General features: G+C 37.1%; 10 protein-coding genes and 1 riboswitch. Of the genes, 4 read left to right on the top strand and 6 right to left on the bottom strand.

What is annotated here, in order from left to right; all coding sequences use genetic code 11:
- Positions 1-28 precede the first annotated feature (28 nt).
- From AC6BKE_RS03450 to AC6BKE_RS03440, 3 genes are read left to right on the top strand one after another with little or no spacing between them, the layout of a single operon-like run.
- Positions 29-1216, top strand: coding sequence for a helix-turn-helix domain-containing protein (locus AC6BKE_RS03450; protein ID WP_499855838.1), 1188 nt, complete (start codon positions 29-31; stop codon positions 1214-1216).
- A 45-nt stretch (positions 1217-1261) separates the two neighbouring features.
- Positions 1262-2248, top strand: a complete 987-nt coding sequence (locus AC6BKE_RS03445) for an ABC transporter substrate-binding protein (protein ID WP_499855837.1) — start codon at positions 1262-1264, stop codon at positions 2246-2248.
- On the top strand, positions 2245-3045 hold the full coding sequence (locus AC6BKE_RS03440) for an alpha/beta hydrolase (RefSeq protein WP_036125805.1): 801 nt from the start codon (positions 2245-2247) through the stop codon (positions 3043-3045). Before AC6BKE_RS03445 ends, AC6BKE_RS03440 begins: the two co-directional genes overlap by 4 nt.
- 47 nt (positions 3046-3092) lie before the next feature.
- On the opposite strand, the gene AC6BKE_RS03435 is transcribed toward AC6BKE_RS03440, so the two are convergent.
- The 6 genes from AC6BKE_RS03435 to AC6BKE_RS03410 form a co-directional block, all read right to left on the bottom strand.
- Positions 3093-4073 carry an ABC transporter substrate-binding protein gene (locus tag AC6BKE_RS03435; RefSeq protein WP_499855834.1) on the bottom strand — a complete coding sequence of 327 codons (981 nt, stop codon included), beginning with the start codon at positions 4071-4073 and terminating at the stop codon, positions 3093-3095.
- A 128-nt stretch (positions 4074-4201) separates the two neighbouring features.
- The gene (locus AC6BKE_RS03430; protein ID WP_101967029.1) at positions 4202-5782 is read right to left on the bottom strand and encodes a helix-turn-helix domain-containing protein; all 1581 of its coding nucleotides are present in this window, start codon (positions 5780-5782) and stop codon (positions 4202-4204) included.
- 798 nt (positions 5783-6580) lie between these two features.
- On the bottom strand, positions 6581-8521 hold the full coding sequence (locus tag AC6BKE_RS03425) for an AraC family transcriptional regulator (RefSeq protein ID WP_499855833.1): 1941 nt from the start codon (positions 8519-8521) through the stop codon (positions 6581-6583).
- A 115-nt stretch (positions 8522-8636) separates the two neighbouring features.
- Positions 8637-10547 (bottom strand): ABC transporter substrate-binding protein, encoded by a 1911-nt coding sequence (locus AC6BKE_RS03420; RefSeq protein WP_499855831.1) that lies wholly within the window; start codon positions 10545-10547, stop codon positions 8637-8639.
- A gap of 125 nt (positions 10548-10672) precedes the next feature.
- The gene (locus tag AC6BKE_RS03415) at positions 10673-14929 is read right to left on the bottom strand and encodes an S-layer homology domain-containing protein (protein WP_058845263.1); all 4257 of its coding nucleotides are present in this window, start codon (positions 14927-14929) and stop codon (positions 10673-10675) included.
- Between the two features lie 656 nt (positions 14930-15585).
- Positions 15586-17145 (bottom strand): sensor domain-containing diguanylate cyclase, encoded by a 1560-nt coding sequence (locus AC6BKE_RS03410; protein ID WP_499855829.1) that lies wholly within the window; start codon positions 17143-17145, stop codon positions 15586-15588.
- 482 nt (positions 17146-17627) lie between these two features.
- On the opposite strand from AC6BKE_RS03410, the gene AC6BKE_RS03405 reads away from it, so the two are divergent.
- Positions 17628-18812 (top strand): CaiB/BaiF CoA transferase family protein, encoded by a 1185-nt coding sequence (locus AC6BKE_RS03405; RefSeq protein WP_101966944.1) that lies wholly within the window; start codon positions 17628-17630, stop codon positions 18810-18812.
- A gap of 254 nt (positions 18813-19066) precedes the next feature.
- Positions 19067-19175, top strand: a riboswitch (SAM riboswitch).
- The last annotated feature ends 28 nt before the right edge of the window (positions 19176-19203 follow it).

Here is a 19203-nt window from a genome sequence, read left to right as displayed (position 1 = left end):
TAATTATATACAAGGGGTGACATGTTACATGAAAACGGAAAGCATAACAGATAGAATGACAACTCAAATTTCATTAAAGGATATTCGAGATTATATTGCTAAAAACCATCATCAACCACTCACGATGGAGCATCTGGCACTCATTTCTGGTCTAAGTTCTAGCTACTTTGGTGAGGCATTTAAAAAGGCATTCGGTCAAAGTGCCACTGATTATTTAACGGAGCTGCGTATTGGACATGCTAAGCAGCTATTGCGTGATACAGATCTATTGCTTCGTGAAATCGCTAGAAAAGTTGGATACAGTGATGAATTTTATTTTAGTCGGAAGTTTAAAAAGGAAGTGGGGGTTTCACCTTCTGCTTTTAATAAAATAGCTCGTCAGCGAATCTCTACTTTTTCTGTTTCAGCTACCGGGAATTTATTAGCACTTGGCATCGTACCTGTTGCAGCTCCATTGAATGCTAAATGGAGTCCTTATTATTACAACCATTACCAAGACAAAATTCAAGTGCATGTCAATATTTTTGATGCAGAGTCCGAAGACAACTTTAGAAAATTAGCCTCTGCTAAGCCAGACATTCACATTTTCCAAGAGGAGCCCTCCCTCTCCATGCTTGATTGGCTTCAAACAATGGGTATTAAAAATGTCTATATACAAGCTAAGGACTGGCGAACACAGTTAAGAGAGATAGCTGTTGCTGTCAAAAAACAAAGCGTGGGTGAGCATTTCATTCAAACATATGAACAAAAGGTATTACAGGCTAAACAAGATATCAAAGGAGTGACTGGGGAGGATACTTTTGCTGTTCTCCGTTTATGTGGCGACCAATTATTTTTATATTGTAATAAAGGCATTCAGGATGTGCTCTTTACGGATTTGCAGCTTCGTCTTGTTGATGCGCAACAACAAACATGTAACGAACCTATTACACTTGAACAGCTAGTAGATATAAATCCAGACCGTCTACTATTTATCATTTGCCCAGATTCGCCCACTCGGAATTATTGGCTCACTTTACAATACCTCGATCATTGGAAAGAGCTCCAAGCCGTAAAAAATGGACATGTATATGTTTTGCCATCAAATCCTTGGTTCGAATACTCTGCTATTGCTATAAACCGAATGCTAGATGAAATGTTGCTGATGTTAACCGGAAAAAATCCAAACCCTTTTCCTGTTTCCGTCCATGGTATCCTATCAGACAGTGATTTATAATTCCATTTGAGAATGATTATCAATGGAAGGAGACTTTGATGAACAATGAAACAAAATTGTCGTAATCACTGTCAAACGATTTTAAAATCTGCCTATATATTAGCGATGTTATTGCTTGCTATTGGCATACTTTCGGCATGCAATGACCAATCAAGTAATAAAGAAGAACAGGCTGACTCAGAAAATACGAAGGAGCAAAGTGTTTATCCATTAACAATAAAAGATGAGGTTGGCAATGATGTGACACTACCTGCTAAGCCTACAAAAATATTTGCACCTGTTATGGAGGATTCGTTATTAGCTTTTGGCATCAAGCCTATTATGCAATGGTCGAATGGTGTTAAACCACAGCTCTATTTACAAGATCAGCTACAAGGCGTACCTGAAATTAGCTTTGCAAGTGGTCCCCCTTCAGCCGAATCAATTATGGCTAATAAACCAGATTTAATTATTTTGCACAATTCATTTTATGTGGAAAATGGCACATACGAAAAATATGCCAAAATTGCTCCAACCTATGTATTTAATAATGCTGCAAGCGATTTAGAAGGCTCTATTAAAATTTTAGGGCAATTACTTGATGAACCAGACAAGGCTGAGCAAGCTTTACAAGGCTATCAAGAAAAGGTGGATGCAGCAAAAACAAAGCTAGCCTCCATCACAAAAGGTAAAAAGGTTGCGTTAATTCGCTTTAATGCAAAAGGAATGTTTTTCATGACTGATGAGTATTTCAGTGGGTATGTCTTAACACATGAATTAGGATTTGAACAAAGCAGCTACGTGAAAAATGGTGCCTTTGAAGTATCATTAGAAATTCTACCTGAACTTGATGCCGATTATATTTTCCTAATCAATGATGGCAATCTTGGAGATGAATTTATAAATGAGTTGAAGGACAGTAAAATTTGGCAAAGTACAGCTGCCTTCAAACATAATCAAGTATTTGAAACATCCGAGGATTATTGGCTAAATGGTGGTATTCATGCACAAGGAAAAGTGATAGAGGATGTATTGGAGTTTTTAGCGCCATGACAACAATGACAAAGAAACCTTATACATCAGATAACTACTTTGAAGTTGCCATGACATCTCGTCAACAGCTTGACTATCGAATTTTAATTGCTGCCCCAACAGAAGCACCACCAGCAGATGGCTATACTGTTATATATGCCTTAGATGGGGACGCTCTTTTTCCAACGCTCGCTGAGGCAGTAAAATTACAAACACGTAAACCAAAAGGCTATGAGCCAATTCTTGTTATTGGGATTGGCTATCCCTCAAAGGAACCCTTTGATATGGAACGACGTTGCAATGATTTTACACTACCTGTTAGTGAAGCTCAGCTACCACCACGTCCAGATGGATCGCCTTGGCCTCCTAATGGCAAAGCCAATGAATTCCTAGACTTTATTGAGCATGAGCTAATGCCTGCTATCGCAAAGGAGTGGCCAGTCAATAAGAAGAAACAAGCGGTTGTTGGTCATTCATTAGGCGGTCTTTTCACACTGTATGCTCTATGTGCGAGACCAAATTTATTTAGTCATGTAGTAGTCGGAAGCCCCTCTGTTTGGTGGGCTAACAATGCCGTACTAAAAGAAATAGACAAATTTGCTGAAACTTGGAACAGTCAGCATACTATTAATCTCTTACTTACAATCGGCGCTAACGAGCTGCCAGATATGCTTGAAGGAGCTGATCAAGCAGCTGAACAAATGAAGCGTTTAAGCGACAAAAACATTCTTACTGATTATGTGAAATTTGATGAGGAGGACCATGTGAGCGTCCTCCCTTGTATGCTTAGTCGTCTTCCCCGTTTTTTGGATTCCTAGTAGAAGACCCAAGTGGTAATTTATCCACTTGGGCTTTTTTGTAGCATTTACTTCTCTTGCTCTAAATGGTTCTTTAACATTTTAGCAATTTCTTCAACCTGTGATTCCACTGCAATTGGATCATATGGCCAGAAACGTTCGGGATTTAAGTAGAATACTTTATTATTTTTAACTGCATCAATCGTTGACCATACAGGGTCATTCTCATCAAATTCCGCTTCTCCTGAAATGTCTAAAAAGATATAGTCACCTGCATAATCTGCAATCTTTTCCTGTGAAATACTAAGTGCATTAATTTTTGGCTCAATTAAATCCTTGCTTACTAATTTTGGTGGTGTTAAACCTAGCTGCTGATAAATTGCTTGTCCACCGCGATTTACACCATCACCATAGATATAAAAATCCTTTCCAAACGGACCCATAAGAGAAAAAGTCGTTCCTTCTCTAATTAACCCTTTAATAGAGTCCTTTGCCTTCGCTACTTTTTTATCAAATTCTTTTAGCCATTCTTCGGCTTCCTTCCCTTTTCCTAAAATCTCCCCAAAAGCTCTCATTTCGTCATGAACTTCATGATATGTACCATAAGGGATGACCAATGTTGGGGCAATCTTGCGGTATTGCTCATTTAATTTTTCATCTCCTCCAACCGTGACTATTAAATCTGGTTTAAGTGATAAAATTTTTTCAACCGAGCCTCCATCAATTTGACCAATATCTGTGATCCCTTCACTTAATTCCATAGTATAAGGGCTTTCCATTTCCCAATATGGTGCACCGACTGGTTTAACATCAAAAACTAAAAAATTTGCTAAATATCCTTGCGTAACGATTCGTTGAGGATTGGCAGGTATTTCAACATCACCATCAACTGTTTTAATAATTTTTGTATCTGTTTCTGAATTACTTTTTGACTCTGACTGTGGGCTTTCTGAATTGCTTTTTGTCGCCTTGCTACAGCCACCTAAAACAATTAAAATCAACAGTAGCATCATTAACCCTATCCAAATTCTTTGCCTCGCCTTGACCATTTGTTCCACTCCTATCGATAATGATAATCTTTCTCAATCAATATCCTTATCGTAATGGTCTCTTCTTCAATCGTCTATTTCAAAATGTGAGAACTTGCATATGGACAAAAGTGACATTGGCTTCATTATTAATGATTATATAGCTTTTCTAGCATAATACTAAGTTGTTTTTCTAGCGTTAATCCATCATTGCACCAAAAATCATTCAGCTTAATTGGATAAATGCTCCTTGTTGGATCTTCAAATAGCTGCTTCCAAGCTTTATGCTTTAATAACTTATTTGGGAAATCTTGATAGTAATCTTCTGTGAGGACGACAAACATGTGGTTAGCAGCGTAGTCAGACAATATATTTCCCTCTATAAAAAGATGACTATTTACTTCGAGCACCTCTTGCTGAATACGTGGAGGAGGAGTTAACTTTAAGCCATTATATAAATTAAAGGTAGCTCTTGCAGTGGTATTCCAAATACATATTGTATGATCCTCCCATACCTCATATAAACCTACTGTTTCGTGAGGTTGTATAATGAATTCGAGCTTAGCAGCTGCTGTATGTGTAATGGATTGATAATGCTCAACCCACATCGTTGCCTCTGCCTCACATCCAAGAATTTTCCCTATAAGCTTAACTTCTTCAAGTCGATCTAATTGATTCCATGGCAAAACCAAAATGGGTGCAAGTTGCTCCAATTTTTCTAACTTGCCTGGACAATAATATAAATATTCAGGCACAATGATTAGGTCGATGTCCATTTTCTCCAGTTGATGAGTTCTATCTTGCTCCAGATCAATCGTACCACTAAGCTCACGATGTATAAGCGGTGATACTTCCCATGGTGTAAAAGGAGCAGCAATTGGCTGTATGCCTAAAGCAAGTAAATCACCACTATATTGGAATGCTACAATACGTCTCGGCTTTGGTCTATACCGATACTCACTTGGCGATACACCAACAATTTGTTTAAACTTTCGGCTTAAATAGAGTCCATCTGTATAGCCAACTTTTCTCGCAATCTCGTTCAATGTGGCATCCGTTGAAAGAAGATACATTTTTGCTTTGTCTATTCTCACTCTCATCAAATGGTTCGAGAAACTACGCCCTATTTGTTGTTGAAACAATCTTGAAAAATAACTTGGATTAAAACCCATAAGCTCTGCTAATTGTGATCGATTTAGATTTTGATCATAATGGCGATTGATATATGCTAGAGCTTCTCGCATAATCAAATCTACTTTCTCTTTATACGGCTTTAAAGCTTGGATAAATAAATGTAATATTTCCTCCAACAAAAAATTTTGTCTACTATGAAAATGCTGTTCACCTAAGTCTAACTCACCTACAAGTTCTTGAAGAAGAGTAACAGCACGATACGATAATGTTTCTACACTAGCAATTGAGCCATGGGCAGGCAATTGTTTATGATCGACACGATAAAGCAATAAATCAGCATTTTCTTCAGTAAGACTGTACATTTGAAAAGATACAATGTATAAATGAACAACTTGGTGATTTGCTTTTTCTAACTTTGCTATTTTCCCCGCACTAAGATATATCATTTCATTTTTATCTAAACATAACCATTTTCCATCTAAGGAAATTTTGGTAGCAACATCGCAAGCTAATAAGGTTGGAAATTTTGTATGAAGTGAATATGTATTAACCTTTTCTTTCCATTCAATTATTGCTGTGTCCATTAATCTATACATTTTGCATCCACCTTAATATAATTGAAACAATCATTATAGAGTCATTATAATTGATAATAGTTATCATTAAAAGTCAAGCAAATATAGATAACTATAATTGCTTGACTTAGTGTTGAAAAACAAAACCATCCATAGAATTTATGTGAAAGGTGAAAAAGGATTTCCGTTGCAGGCTACTTGCTTTCCTGTGGGCGAGCGCCGAGCCGCTTCCTCCGCTACCGCTCCGTGCAGGGGCTCGCCTGTCTCGCTACCCACCGGAGTCAAGTAGCCTTCCACTCCAATCCATAAAATAAAAATGTTAACTTTTTAGCAAAAAAGGGAAGGTATTCATTACTCTTCTATGGAGGGGTGTTGTCACACATCACTTTTAATGGCTATTTTGTTCAGGAAAAGACACTTTTGCAGAATGGTTGATTGGAGTGGAGCCAGCGTCACTCCTAGGGGATTTAGCGTCACAGAGGAGACCCTGGAGCGAACGCAGTGAGTGAAGCGGCTCATCGGACGCCCCCTGGAAAGGACGCTGGCGGAACGGAAATCAACCCCTCGCCTTACAAAATTGCTTATTATGCCGTTGACATTACCTTTTTTCAACAACAAGTCAAGCAAATATAGATAACTATAATTGCTTGACTTTTATAGTTTATCGTATTTAATTCTTTAGAAAAGCCAGCTATTTCTCTAACAGTTTTGATAGTCCTCTTTACTATCAATTGCCTCTGCTGGATGATTTGATAACGTCTGCCTTTATTTATCAAACACAAAAAAGGCTAAGGATTTCCCCGAGCCTTTCTAGTTTACTTATTTTTTCAGTATATTTGGAAATTCCTCTAACAGCATGTTACTTGTTGTCATATCATCATAATTCCATTTATCCTCAATAAAGTGAACTTTATTGTTCTTCACGGCAGGTAAGGAGTTCCATAATGGCTCTTGTGTTAATTCATCAAATGCCTTTTGTGCCTCTTTATCTCCAGAAATTAATACAAATAATTGATCACCCACAAGTGTCTCATGCAGTGTTTCTTTAGTAATTTCAATATATGGCCCACTATTTGGCTGTAATGCCTGTACCTTTTCGTCCATAGTATATCCTTTGTCTTGATACAGCAAGCCTGCTACCCCGCCTGTTTTCATCACGAACATTTTTTTATTCCAAAAAAATTGGAATACGACAGCCGTTTCTCCTTCAGCCACCTTACCATTTGCGCGAAGCTGTTCCCACATTGCATCGGCATCTTCATTATATTTCCTCAGTAGCTGCTCTCCCTCTTCCTTTTTACCAACAATATCAGCAACGACTGGGAATCGATCCTTTAATGGCTGCATACCATCGAAAACAACGGTTGGTGCAATTTTAGAAGCTTCTTCAACCTCATTATCCATAATATATGACAGCATAATCAAATCGGGCTTCAACGTCAGTACCTTCTCTAAATTTGTTGGAAAGCCGATATCTGTTGAACTAATTTTCCCGTTATCTTCTAAAACACCGCTCTCGATGAAACGACGATCTACCCCAACAGGCTCTATACCTAATGCTATTAAATCACCAATTGCATTACCCTGAAGGACAATTCGTTCTGGATTTGTAGGAATGTCTACTTCTGTCCCTTGAAGGTCTTTGTAAACCCTTGTCTCAGTAGAGCTAGCTGACTGACTTTCTACTACAGTCTGATTTTGTCCAGTAGTTTCATTGTTTAGATTAACAGTACCTCCCGTACATGCTGATAATAGTAATGTAATACAAAGTAGTGCCATTGCTGTGAATGAAGCTCTTGAACCTCTATGCATATGTATAACTTCCTCTCGCTTATATTGATAATGATTATCACTATCAATATATCGCCATATTGGTCTCCAAACAATGGACGATTCAATGCTATTTTGAGGACGATGTATAGCATTTTTTCTTTCTTGTTTTCTAAAGCGTAATGGCGTAACACCCCTATGCTTTTTAAAAAGACGGCTCAAATAATAAGGGTCCTTATAGCCCACATTTTCGGCAATTTCCTTCAATGTGGCATCCGTTTCTACTAATAAATTTGCCGCTATATCAAGGCGAATCTGAATCAAATAGTCAATTACACTATAACCCGTTTTCTTTTTAAAAATGGACGCTAAATAAGGAACGCTATAATTCAAATTGGCTGCAATAGATTCTAGTGTCAAAGCCTGTGCATAATGCTCTTGTAAATATTTCATTACCTGTCCTACAAGGTCTGGCTTCATCATATCTATACCTTGGCTATGTAGTTGCTGTAGCAGATTATGAACAAATTGATAGAATAATGATTTTACATGAAAGCGATCTATTCCACCAGACTTCCTCCACTCCTGCTCCATCAATTTAACTTTGTGAAAAATAATAATCGGGGAACTGGGTATATAGCTATATTGCAGTTGAAATGGATTACTTTTATCCATTAGGCGTAATACTTCCGGGCGCATAGGATTAGGCATGGTCGCTTTATAAAAAATCAAATAATACGCCAACTCATCCTCCGTTAGAAAAATATCTAAAATAGTCCCTTTGCTACCATGTATGACTTGAAACTGCTGAATAATATACTCGATTTGATTGAGCTGAACTTGCGCCCTTCCTCGGGAAACAAAAATAAAGCCATTAGCTGGCATTCTATAAGACTGTAATGTTTCTCCCATCCTCATAATCTGATGCCGAACATCTAGCACTTTGATAGCAGCATGATCCCACAGGTATATATGGTCATCAACATTCATAATGCACATAATTCCTCCTACCTATCTTTTTTACTACTATCATTATAATTGAAAATGATTCTCAAATGAAAGCCAAACTACATTGATGGTAGTTTGGCTTCCGAAAATATTCATGTTATTCATTTTTATGCATTTTGTTAAAGGCTTCTACTACAATATCAAGCTGCTTCTCTAATGAAACGGGATCATTAAAGTAGGAAGCATCACTATCTAATATAGTGACCTTGTTATTTTTCACCGCAGGTAGCTCATTCCATAAAATACTTTCCTTTAGAAATGCAAGTGCTGTATCTTCTACAAAAATAAAATCTCCTGCATAATCCAGCAAACGTTCAATGGAAAATGCAACTCCCCATTCTTTCGACTCAAGTGCTTCTTTTTGAACCAAGGCTGGCGCATTTAGCTGGAACTCCCCATAAATAATTTCTCCACCTCTAGAATAATGATCACCATATATGTAAACCTCTTTGTCAGTACCACCCATTAGAGAAACGGTCTGATCTCCAACAACCTCTTGGATAGTTGACTTGTTGTCGGCAATTTTTTCATCCCAATTATTTATCCATTGAGCGGCTTCTTTTTCTCTATTAAGCATCTTACCAAACTCTACTAATTGTTCACGGTAACTCATGGCGCCATACTTAATGCCAACAGTTGGCGCAATCTTTTCAAAGTTTTCAAAGCCTTCCATGCCATCAAAAGCAATAATTAAATCTGGTTTCAATTCCAAGATTTTTTCAATCGATTTGTTGTCACCAATACTTTCAATGCCATCTATTTTACCTTCAAAATAAGGATTACTTAACGCAAAATCAGACATACCAATAGGTTTAATGCCCAATGCCAATAAATAACCCGCATAACTGTCTGCTACAACTACAATACGTTTCGGATTTTTGGGAATCTCCACTTCTCTATTCGCCGCCTTATAAACGATGGTTGCTTGTGTTACTTCGGTAGTCTGTCCTTGTGTCTTGGACTGTGGGTTTGTGCCATTCGAACAAGCACCCAATAGTAGTGTTAGACAAAGCAATACTATCGCTGCAAAGTTTGTTTTATGTTTCTGAGACATTGGAATATTTTCTCCTTTTTTATATTGATAATGATTATCATTAACAATATATCGTTGAAACATTTCCCCTTCAATAGAGGATTCCATGATGATTTGTGGAGTATCTTCTAGTATGCCTTGTTCCATTACTCGTTTTCTATATTTCCCTGGTGATATTCCTAGATGTCTTTTAAAAATACGATTAAAATAATGAACATCTGTATAGCCAACACTTGTCGCAATATCCTTTAAAGACACGTTTGTTGATTTTAATAGAGCTACAGCCTTTTTCATTCTTGTATGCATGACATATTCGATAAAGCTATAGTTGGTCTCTCTTTTAAATACTGCCGATATATGTGATACACTGTAATTTAAATGCTCTGCAAGAGACTCTAGCCTTATCGAATCTGCATAATGCTCATCCACATACCTCTTTATTTGACTTACTAAATCTGTTTCTTTTACATAGCTCTCTTGGCTACATAACTCTTGATATATACTTAATATAATTTGATAGAATAATGTTTTAACTTGCAAACGTTCCAGCCACCGTGATTGTTGCCAGCTTTCGTACATAAGCTGCACTTTTTCATAAATAGTTACCGGATATTTCGGTACCAAGCTAAACTGGATTTGAAATGCATTTCTTTTCTCAAACAGCTGAAGAATCCTTTGACCAACAGGATAAGGAACAGAACCTTTATAAAAAATAAGGTAGCACTCTAGTTCATTAGTTATTTGATTAATTTCTAAAGCTGCCCCTTTACCGCTATGTATCATTTGAAACTGAATCACGTGATAATTAGTTTGATCCAAATGCACTTGCGCTGTTCCACGCGTGATTACTATAAGTACACTTGTTGGCAATTTATAAGGCTGTAATGTATCCCCTATCCTCATTACTCTATGACGAACGTCTAATACCTTGATAGAAGCGTAATTCCAGAGTAGTAGATGTTCTTCTATATTCATGTCGACTTTCACCCTCCTTCACTATGTATTATAAATGATATTGATTATCATCCACTTTTAAAATAACGTGTTTAAGTAAATAAAAAACACTAGCTATTAGAATTGATAGCTAGTGTTCTTATATTCTATTGAGTTCTAGGTTGGATTAAGACATAGTTTGGAGCTGTTGGAGATGTAGATTCCTTCGCATAAACTATATTTCCGTATTTATCCTTCGTAAATAAATATATTTTTTGATCCTTTTGGAATATGTTTGTAGAATTTGGATCAGTGCTTGTTTGAATAGCCGTAAATGTTTTTTCAGAACTTGCATCTGAAGGTTTTGTTATTTGTCCCTTACCATAAGATATTATTCCTCCGCCAGGAATGTCTGTGTAATTACTGCTATCAGCTCTTTCGATAATATCTTTAATATTAGCTATTGTTAAGTCACCCTGGTTTTTTGAAAGAACTGCATAATAGTAATGCTGATTCCATGTTATATCTGCATCTAAGTTAGCAATAACTCGAACCTGCTTAGAAATATTTAAGTCACCTGGGTACTGTATATCAGGTACTAACGTTGCTGAAGTAATTGTATTCACTTTTGTTGGATATTTGTATTCTGCTTTTAATTTACTGAATGCCCATCCGCCTTTATCCTTCGCGGTAGCATTGATTGTCATATCAAAGCTTTGTGTAACTTCATTTGCAAATGTTAGTATCATTTTACGTGGCTTCCATTCATCAATTTCATCTACCTTATCCTGCCACTTCCATGAAGCATAAGTAGGAGTAATTGCAGTGCCTGTTTCAGGATTCACTAATTGGAAATCTGAGTCTTTTAATTCAATAGCCTCAGAAAAAGTCACTTCTAATGTTTTTCCATCAAGCTGTTTAACGATCGGATCCTCTACCTTTGGTGGTGTACCATCTGAGAAGAATTTATATGCCATTACACCTTTGTCAGTTTCGCCTGGTGTCAAAGTAATTGTTTTATTTTGCTGTTCATCAAAAGTATATACTTTTGACTCAGTACCTACTTGAAGCATTGTTGCATTTTTATATCTATCTTTTACCGCAACATAAAGCTCATAATTTTGATGGGGTTCTAAAGAGGTAAAATTAATTTCATTAGTACCCTTTCGCATATTGCTAGCTCTTCCTCTTTCAATAACCTCCTCAGCACTTGAAGGTACTGGAACTGTTGCATCGCCAGCTTTTCTAAGAATATAGTGATACGTACCATCTTCATCTGACATAAATTTGAAGGTAGCATTCTTATCTCCTTGAGCTATCTTTATCGATGTATTTTCAATTTTCGGTGGTGTTTGGTCATCGATTACATGTCTAGTCTCAATATCTGAAACATTTCCTGAACGATCGCGCAATACCATATAGATAGAGTAGCTCTTAAACGGATTTAAATTTGCTGTTGGTAATGGGATTACTACCTTTTGTTTTCCTAGTTGAGCAGGTTTATTACCTCCGCTCCCAACAATATCGATTTCTTCTGTTCCAACCTTAAATTTTGTTTCATTTAATTGGACAGCTTCAATTAAACGTAAGCGGTCATCACGTGTAAGAGTTATATCTGACTCCATAATTAGATAATGATACGTTCCTGCTTTTGAAGCATTAAACTCAAGAAGTGTTTGGTCCTTTGTATTATTAATTACTGGTTCTCCTATAATTGTGAGGACTGGTAATTCAATATCGTTATGAATGTATTCGGCTGTGTTTCGCGGAACAGTATTATTTGGAATGTTATTGATATTTTCAAATTCGATATCAGCCAAATCTTTAACATTCGGTGATATTGTAACAACTAGATTATCCCCGTTTACAAAGCCTGTTAGTGATGGAATGGTGAAAATTAATCTTTTCTGAGCTTTATTATAGACAACCTTTGTAGGATGTATCGGTTGCTGTGCACCTTGATTGACTATCCCTGTACCTGAAAGATCATAGTTCTCTATTTTTTCAGCAGAAATAGGATCTAAATCCTCACTCACGGTTAGATAAAATTCATTTTTAATCTCATCTAGTAATACAAGTTGTCCACCTACAACATATGGTGGGATATTATCAAGCTCACCAGTTTTAAACTCTTTAACCGCCTCTTTAGGTATAGGATCTACCGAGAAGTTGCCTGAATCATCCTTCATGACAACATAAAGTTGATATTCGGTTTCAGCATCTAATTCTGTTAAAATTCCTGTTATTCCAAGTTCTCCAGCTTTTGCTTTCCCTTTACCTGTTGGGTTTGCGACGATATCTGCCGTCGTCGGGTCAGCTGCTGTTGTTTTCTTACGTACATAATAGTAATAATCTCCAGGTTCACTTGCTGCAAACTTGAATTCAGCACGTGTTCCTCCATGTAAAGGCGTAACTTGTAGAGATTTAACTACTGGTGGAGTTGCATCTTTCATTTGGAATGCTTGAGAGACAATATCAGATGCATTTTTCGAGCCGTCTACAACCATGATGTAGATGACATATTCTTTTTTCTCACCTAGATTTGACACTTTTATTGAGTTTGTGCCTTTGATTGCTGCACTACTTCCGTATGCAACGTTTTCAATTGAAAGATGGTTTACCATTTCACGTTTATTAGGTGCCTCTGCTCCCTTTTCACGCACAATATAGTAGTACGTACCTACCTCATCAGATGTGAAATCTGCTTGAATCTCACTGCCATTGAGCACTTTGACATTTGTAATACTTACAATAGGCTTTGTTTTATCATCTGGATTCTGATTCTCGTTTTCGTCTTTATCGATTGGTTTGCCATCTGGATCTGTGATATTTCCGATATTGTCTTTATCATCTAGGAAATCATCAAAGATATTATTTGGAGATTCATCTTTAGGTAAAATGACTTTGTCGATATACGTATAGTCCCCAATGTCAACCTTGCCGTATGAATTATCAACATATAGAGTACCGATACGGCCATCTATATACAGCTCTAAATCTGTATAACTGTTGTAGTTTATCCAATCAATATTGCCATCTCCATAGATCGTTAACTTTGTTTCGGTATCCAGATTTAATGTTCCAATATAGCCTTGAATTTCAAATTCGCGAACACTTCCGATGATGTCTACACGTGGTAGTTTCATATTGGATTCGATTTTTGTCCCTGTTTGTGATACTACTAGTCTCGAAACAGTGCTGTTATAAAATTCAAGATGCTTTTCAACATTTTTCATTTCTTGTTTTTCTTTTGACCAGTTGACAAATGGCTTATCTTTATCAGGATTTTGGTTCGTCCAATTTTGAAGATCGTTTGTTGAATTGTTATTAGATGGACCATCGCCTTTAGTATTATCTGGATTTGACCAGTTGATAAAAGAAATATTATTGCTCGCCACACGCCCAATGGATAATGGTTGATTGTTAGTAGCACCTAAATGCAATGGTGGTCGAACTGTTTCATTGACAAACATAGTACCTGTCATCTTCAGATTCGAAAATTCAATATAGTTGCCATTAACTACAATGGTTGCACCTAATGAACCATAATCACCATCAAAATCAAGGAATCTTGAGCTTGTTCCGCTTGCATTTAATGTTAGTTTAGAGATGGATCGAACCTTCTTACCAGAAAGATCACCCTCAATATAAGCACCCTTTAAGACAGGTGCATTATCGTCATTAAAAATATGTGAAAGGCTTTCTGGAACTGCATAGGCTTCACCATTTATATAAACGGCATCATCATCTACATCTATAATTTTGAAAGATGTTTCATTGTTCTTTTTCTCTTGTGAACGAACCACAAAAGAAGCAAACTGTCCGCGATTTACAGCATCAAACGGAGAGAATGTCACAGGTGTTGTGCCTTCAGTAATATTTAAATCGATAAGTGTTTGAATATAGATAGCATTGCTTGATTGGCTATCTACATCTTTAAAAATATTGTTGTAACTAGGAGATACCTCCAAATGGAATGCTAATACTAATATTTTTGCTAATTCGCCACGAGTCATCACTTCGTTTGGCATAAATGTGCCATTAGAATACCCAGACATAATGCCCGCGTTTTGCAATGCTGCGACAAATTTATAAAATTCGCTACCCTTCGGTACATCCTTATAATAAGGATTTTGGACATTTCTCGTATCCAATTTTAATGCCGTTGCAATCATTTTTGCTGCTTGTCCACGTGTTACATTGACATCAGGACGGAAGGTTTTATCGGCAAACCCGTTAATCACACCCTGAGAATATAATTTTAATATATCGTTATAATGAACTGAGTATTGGTCGATGTCTGTAAAGGGAGAAGTAGCCGCTGCCGCTTTTTGTGGTGGAGGTACTACAACGGCAATCCCACTTGTAGCAAATACTGTTGCTATCAAGGCTTTATTTACTTTTTGGATTTTAGATTTATCCATCCCACTCTTCCTTTCGCTTATGTATTTTGATACGTACAAATATCATTTCCTCATACTCTTTATATCGGCTCGTAGCTAACGAACCTTCATAGATAAATCTAAATTAGTCAGGTAAATTTCTTGATTAATCAAATGACCTTTCTATTTCTGAAATGGTGATTAATTTTTCAGTTTGCTAACTGAGTGATTCGCCATTTTGACTCACCTTTCTATTTCTTTTGGAATGATAGCCCTTCTTAATGAGCATCTTTTCCCACTTTTAGAACGGGCTCTACACTTTGACGAGCTCTTCCATGTGATATCACCACTTCTCTCCTCTTCAAACCATTGTGGCCACGTTTGACCCTCACTAATAACAAAATAAATTCCCTTCATCCACACAACAAAAAAGCCAAGGAGCATCGGTGCTCGCTTGGCTTTTCACGATATATAGGCATACATCTAGTCGTCCTTGGGGTGTCATAAGGGAAAGGGGGATAACCTTACGTCTTGTCAAGTCGATCAAGAGATGTGACCCGAGTTACATATCATTTGAACATGGTTTAGGAAGTCATATGGCGGATGACTTACAAGTAGCTTGCCCAAATGATGTTTGCATTAATCAATTACCCCGAAATTCAAAATTGTAAGCCCCTTTGTTTCATTTTTTACTGCATTTATATTTCCGCAACCTTTACTTGATTGCGTCCCTCTTGTTTCGCAAGGTATAGTGCATCGTCAGCTGCTTTAATTAGTTCCTCTGTTGAATCTGCCATTGCTGGATAGGCAGCTATTCCTGCAGATAATGTTATGGGTCTGCCACATGGACTTTCTGTTGTTGCCAAAATTTCTCGTAGTTGTTCAGCCACTTGTGCTGCCTCTTCTGCTGCCGTATTTGGTAGCAGTATGACAAATTCCTCGCCACCATATCGACAGCATACATCTTCTTCACGAGCCACAGCTTCCATATGACTGGCTAAAAATTGCAAAACTTTATCGCCTACTGCATGACCATATGTGTCGTTCACACTTTTAAAGTGATCTAAATCTAGTAAAATAATTGCATGTGGTACATTGTTCGTTAACCATTCGGCAAGCATCGAATCCATTGTACGTCGATTCGTAACTCCCGTCAGTGGATCAACAGTAGATTGATCCTTGAAAAACGAGACCTGTCCATGTAAAAATGATAAACTCCGAACCAAGGCATTCTTCAAAGAATAAGCTTCAAAGTACCATCCACTTACAGATTTTAAACCTTCTACATTTTTCTTATCTAAACTTTCCTCCGTTAAATTTGCTAGTTGCTGCAAAGGGTTGGCAATGCGTGCTGCCGCCCAAAGTACAATGATAATAGATAGAATCATAAGGGGTACAGATTTAATAATGACTTCCTGCACACGATCAAAGGAAGGGGCTAGTGCTACGTCTAAAGGTTTCTGGGCGACAACGCCCCATCCTGTTGATGGGACTGTACTATAGCCAGCAAGCATTTTCACTCTTTCTGTGTTCTCAACAAGTTGAGCACCACTCTTTCCTGATATCACCGATTGAACGACTTTATTTTTCGTTACCACATCATTAATCCGACTTGGGTCTTGATGATAGATAACACGCCCATCTGAATCAACTACATATACGTAAGAGCCGTCCTTACTATAATGCTCTCCCAGTAAAGTTTTAAAGGCATTTGGTTCCTTTAAATAAATAGTCCCTGCTATCATTCCTAAATACTCATTGGAGTCGGAAAAAATAGGATGAGAAATAAAAATGATGAGACGTCCTGTCATCGCCTCATATGGTTTAGAGATAAGTGGTGTCCTTTTGGATAACGCCTCTTTAGCACCGATTGATGTTAAAATTTCCCCCTTTATTTCAATAGATGGTGGAGAGACGGATAAAACCAATCCTTCTGCATTTGTTATTACTACAGAATTAAACATTTGATTTTGCAATCTCAAACGTTCTGTTTCCTGATTCAATGCTTGCGCATCGTCCATCTTTGCTTGTATCTGAGTTGCACTATAACCTAATATTTGGAAAGATTCATGTAGATAAGAATCCGCAGTAGATGCCAATTTTTGAGCATAAACCCTATTCGTTTCTAGTGTATTTTCCTTTATCGAGTCAATATTCATTCTGTATCCGCCCCAAACACTACCAAGGCTCGTGAAAAAGAATGCTGCCATCGCAACTCCCATAATTAAATGCTTTAGTTTTAATTGATGTGATTTCATTTCTTCTCTCCTATTTACGTTAATTTTATATGTATTTTTTGAGAGATACTTTATTAATAAATGGGGTAATAGTATCATTTCCAAATTGCGTAAGAAGAATCCAATACACCACTAGGATTGTATCAATAAAAAGGGTCGTATCATATAGCTAGCTAGTAAACAAAATTCTACAATTTATTTTTTTAAATTAAATATTCTAACAACTGACAACTATTGTCTGAAATTTGATAAAAAATCTAAATTCTAAATTTTTTTACTTTTATTGTTATTCTGACATATGAAAGTTGAAATGTTTATTTTATAATGAAAAATAGCATAGGCAAGTTAAGGTCTATTCTGTTATAATACTCTTTAAAATAAAATAAACTGTATTAATACAGAATCGAACGTTACGCTTTTCACACAATGGGGATTATGAGAAAAGCGCTACGCTTCCATCAATGGGATGGTCGTGTAGCCTACACAAAAAGGGGTTGGAAGATTTGGGCATTTTACAAGGGTTAAAAATTCTCGATTTTTCTGCATTACTACCAGGGCCAATGGCGACAATGATTTTTGCTGATTTAGGAGCAGATGTCATCCATGTTGAATCTTCAAAGCGCGTTGATTTAACACGAATTATGCCTCCCTATGATGAAGATCATGAGGCTTACATTCATCAACATTTAAATCGATCTAAAAAATCAATTACATTAAATCTTAAATCACCAGAGGCTATAGACATTGTAAAATCACTGGTGCAAGAGTATGACGTTATTATCGAAGGTTTTCGGCCTGGTGTCATGCAACGCCTTGGCATTGGCTATGAAGCTCTAAAGGAAATAAATCCAAAGGTTATCTATTGTGCGATTACTGGTTACGGACAAACTGGACCTTATAGCAATCGACCTGGACACGATAATAACTATTTATCTTTAGCAGGCTTACTCGATTATTCACGCCATAAGGATAAAAAGCCTGTCTCCATGGGGGTTCAACTAGCTGATATAGCTGGAGGGACAATGCATGCCGCAATTGGGGTACTGGCTGCTGCCCTTCATCGTGAAAAAACAGGCGAAGGACAATTCATAGATATTAGTATGACAGATGCTGTCTTTTCGCTGAATGCTATGTATGGTGCTGCGTTTATTGGGGGTGGTCGTGTACCACAGCCAGAGCAAGAAATTTTAAACGGAGGCAGTTACTATGATTTTTACAAAACAAAAGATGGACGCTTCTTCTCTGTCGGTAGCTTAGAACCTCAATTTCGTAAACTGCTCTGTGAAGCACTCGACATTCCTGAGTTGATTGATAATACCTTTAATGATTCTTACTATACGCAAATACGCTTTAAAGAGGCTGTTCATGATGCCTTTCTATCAAAGACATATGAGGAATGGCTTGAGGTATTTAACGAGGATTTTGAAGGTTGTGTAGAGCCTGTACTCACTTTTCCAGAAGCATGTGAGCATCCACAGTTGAAGGCTCGCGGCATGATCGTCGATATTCCAAAAAGCGATGGCACCATGCAACAGCAAATTGCTTCTGCCTTTAAATTTGATGGCACTGAGCCTGAGTACAAGTATGTCGGTGCCAAGCTTGGAGAGCATAATGAAGAAGTATTAACTGCACTTGGCTATAATGATGAACAAATTGCTAGTTTACGAGAAAAGGGCGTTTTAGAATAACGGAAAGGTTCAATTTGGAAGTAGGCAATTTTCAAATTGAACCTTTTTATGGCTGCCTGCTCATTGACATCCTCAGTAACATAAGCATAAATTATTTCACTAGAAAAAACGCGGCTACCAATGTACTCCTGCTGTTATAACAGTAAATGGATTTATTTTTCTAATAAAACTTTTTAAAAGAAATGTTGACATATAATTCATCAAGCATTATAGTATTGTTTAAATCTTAACAGACAATTAAATACGATAATTTCTTCTTATCCAGAGAGACTGAGGGACAGGCCCAATGAAGTCTCGGCAGCGGGTTATTAACATAATACCGTGCCAATTCCTGCAAATGTACTTACATTTGAAAGATGAGAAGGAAGTAGTTTCTTCAATAGTGGGGACC

This window comes from Lysinibacillus sp. COL-1 (assembly GCF_059814265.1).
Note: the sequence above shows the minus strand (reverse complement) of the source record. Positions and strands in the feature narration are given on the sequence as shown.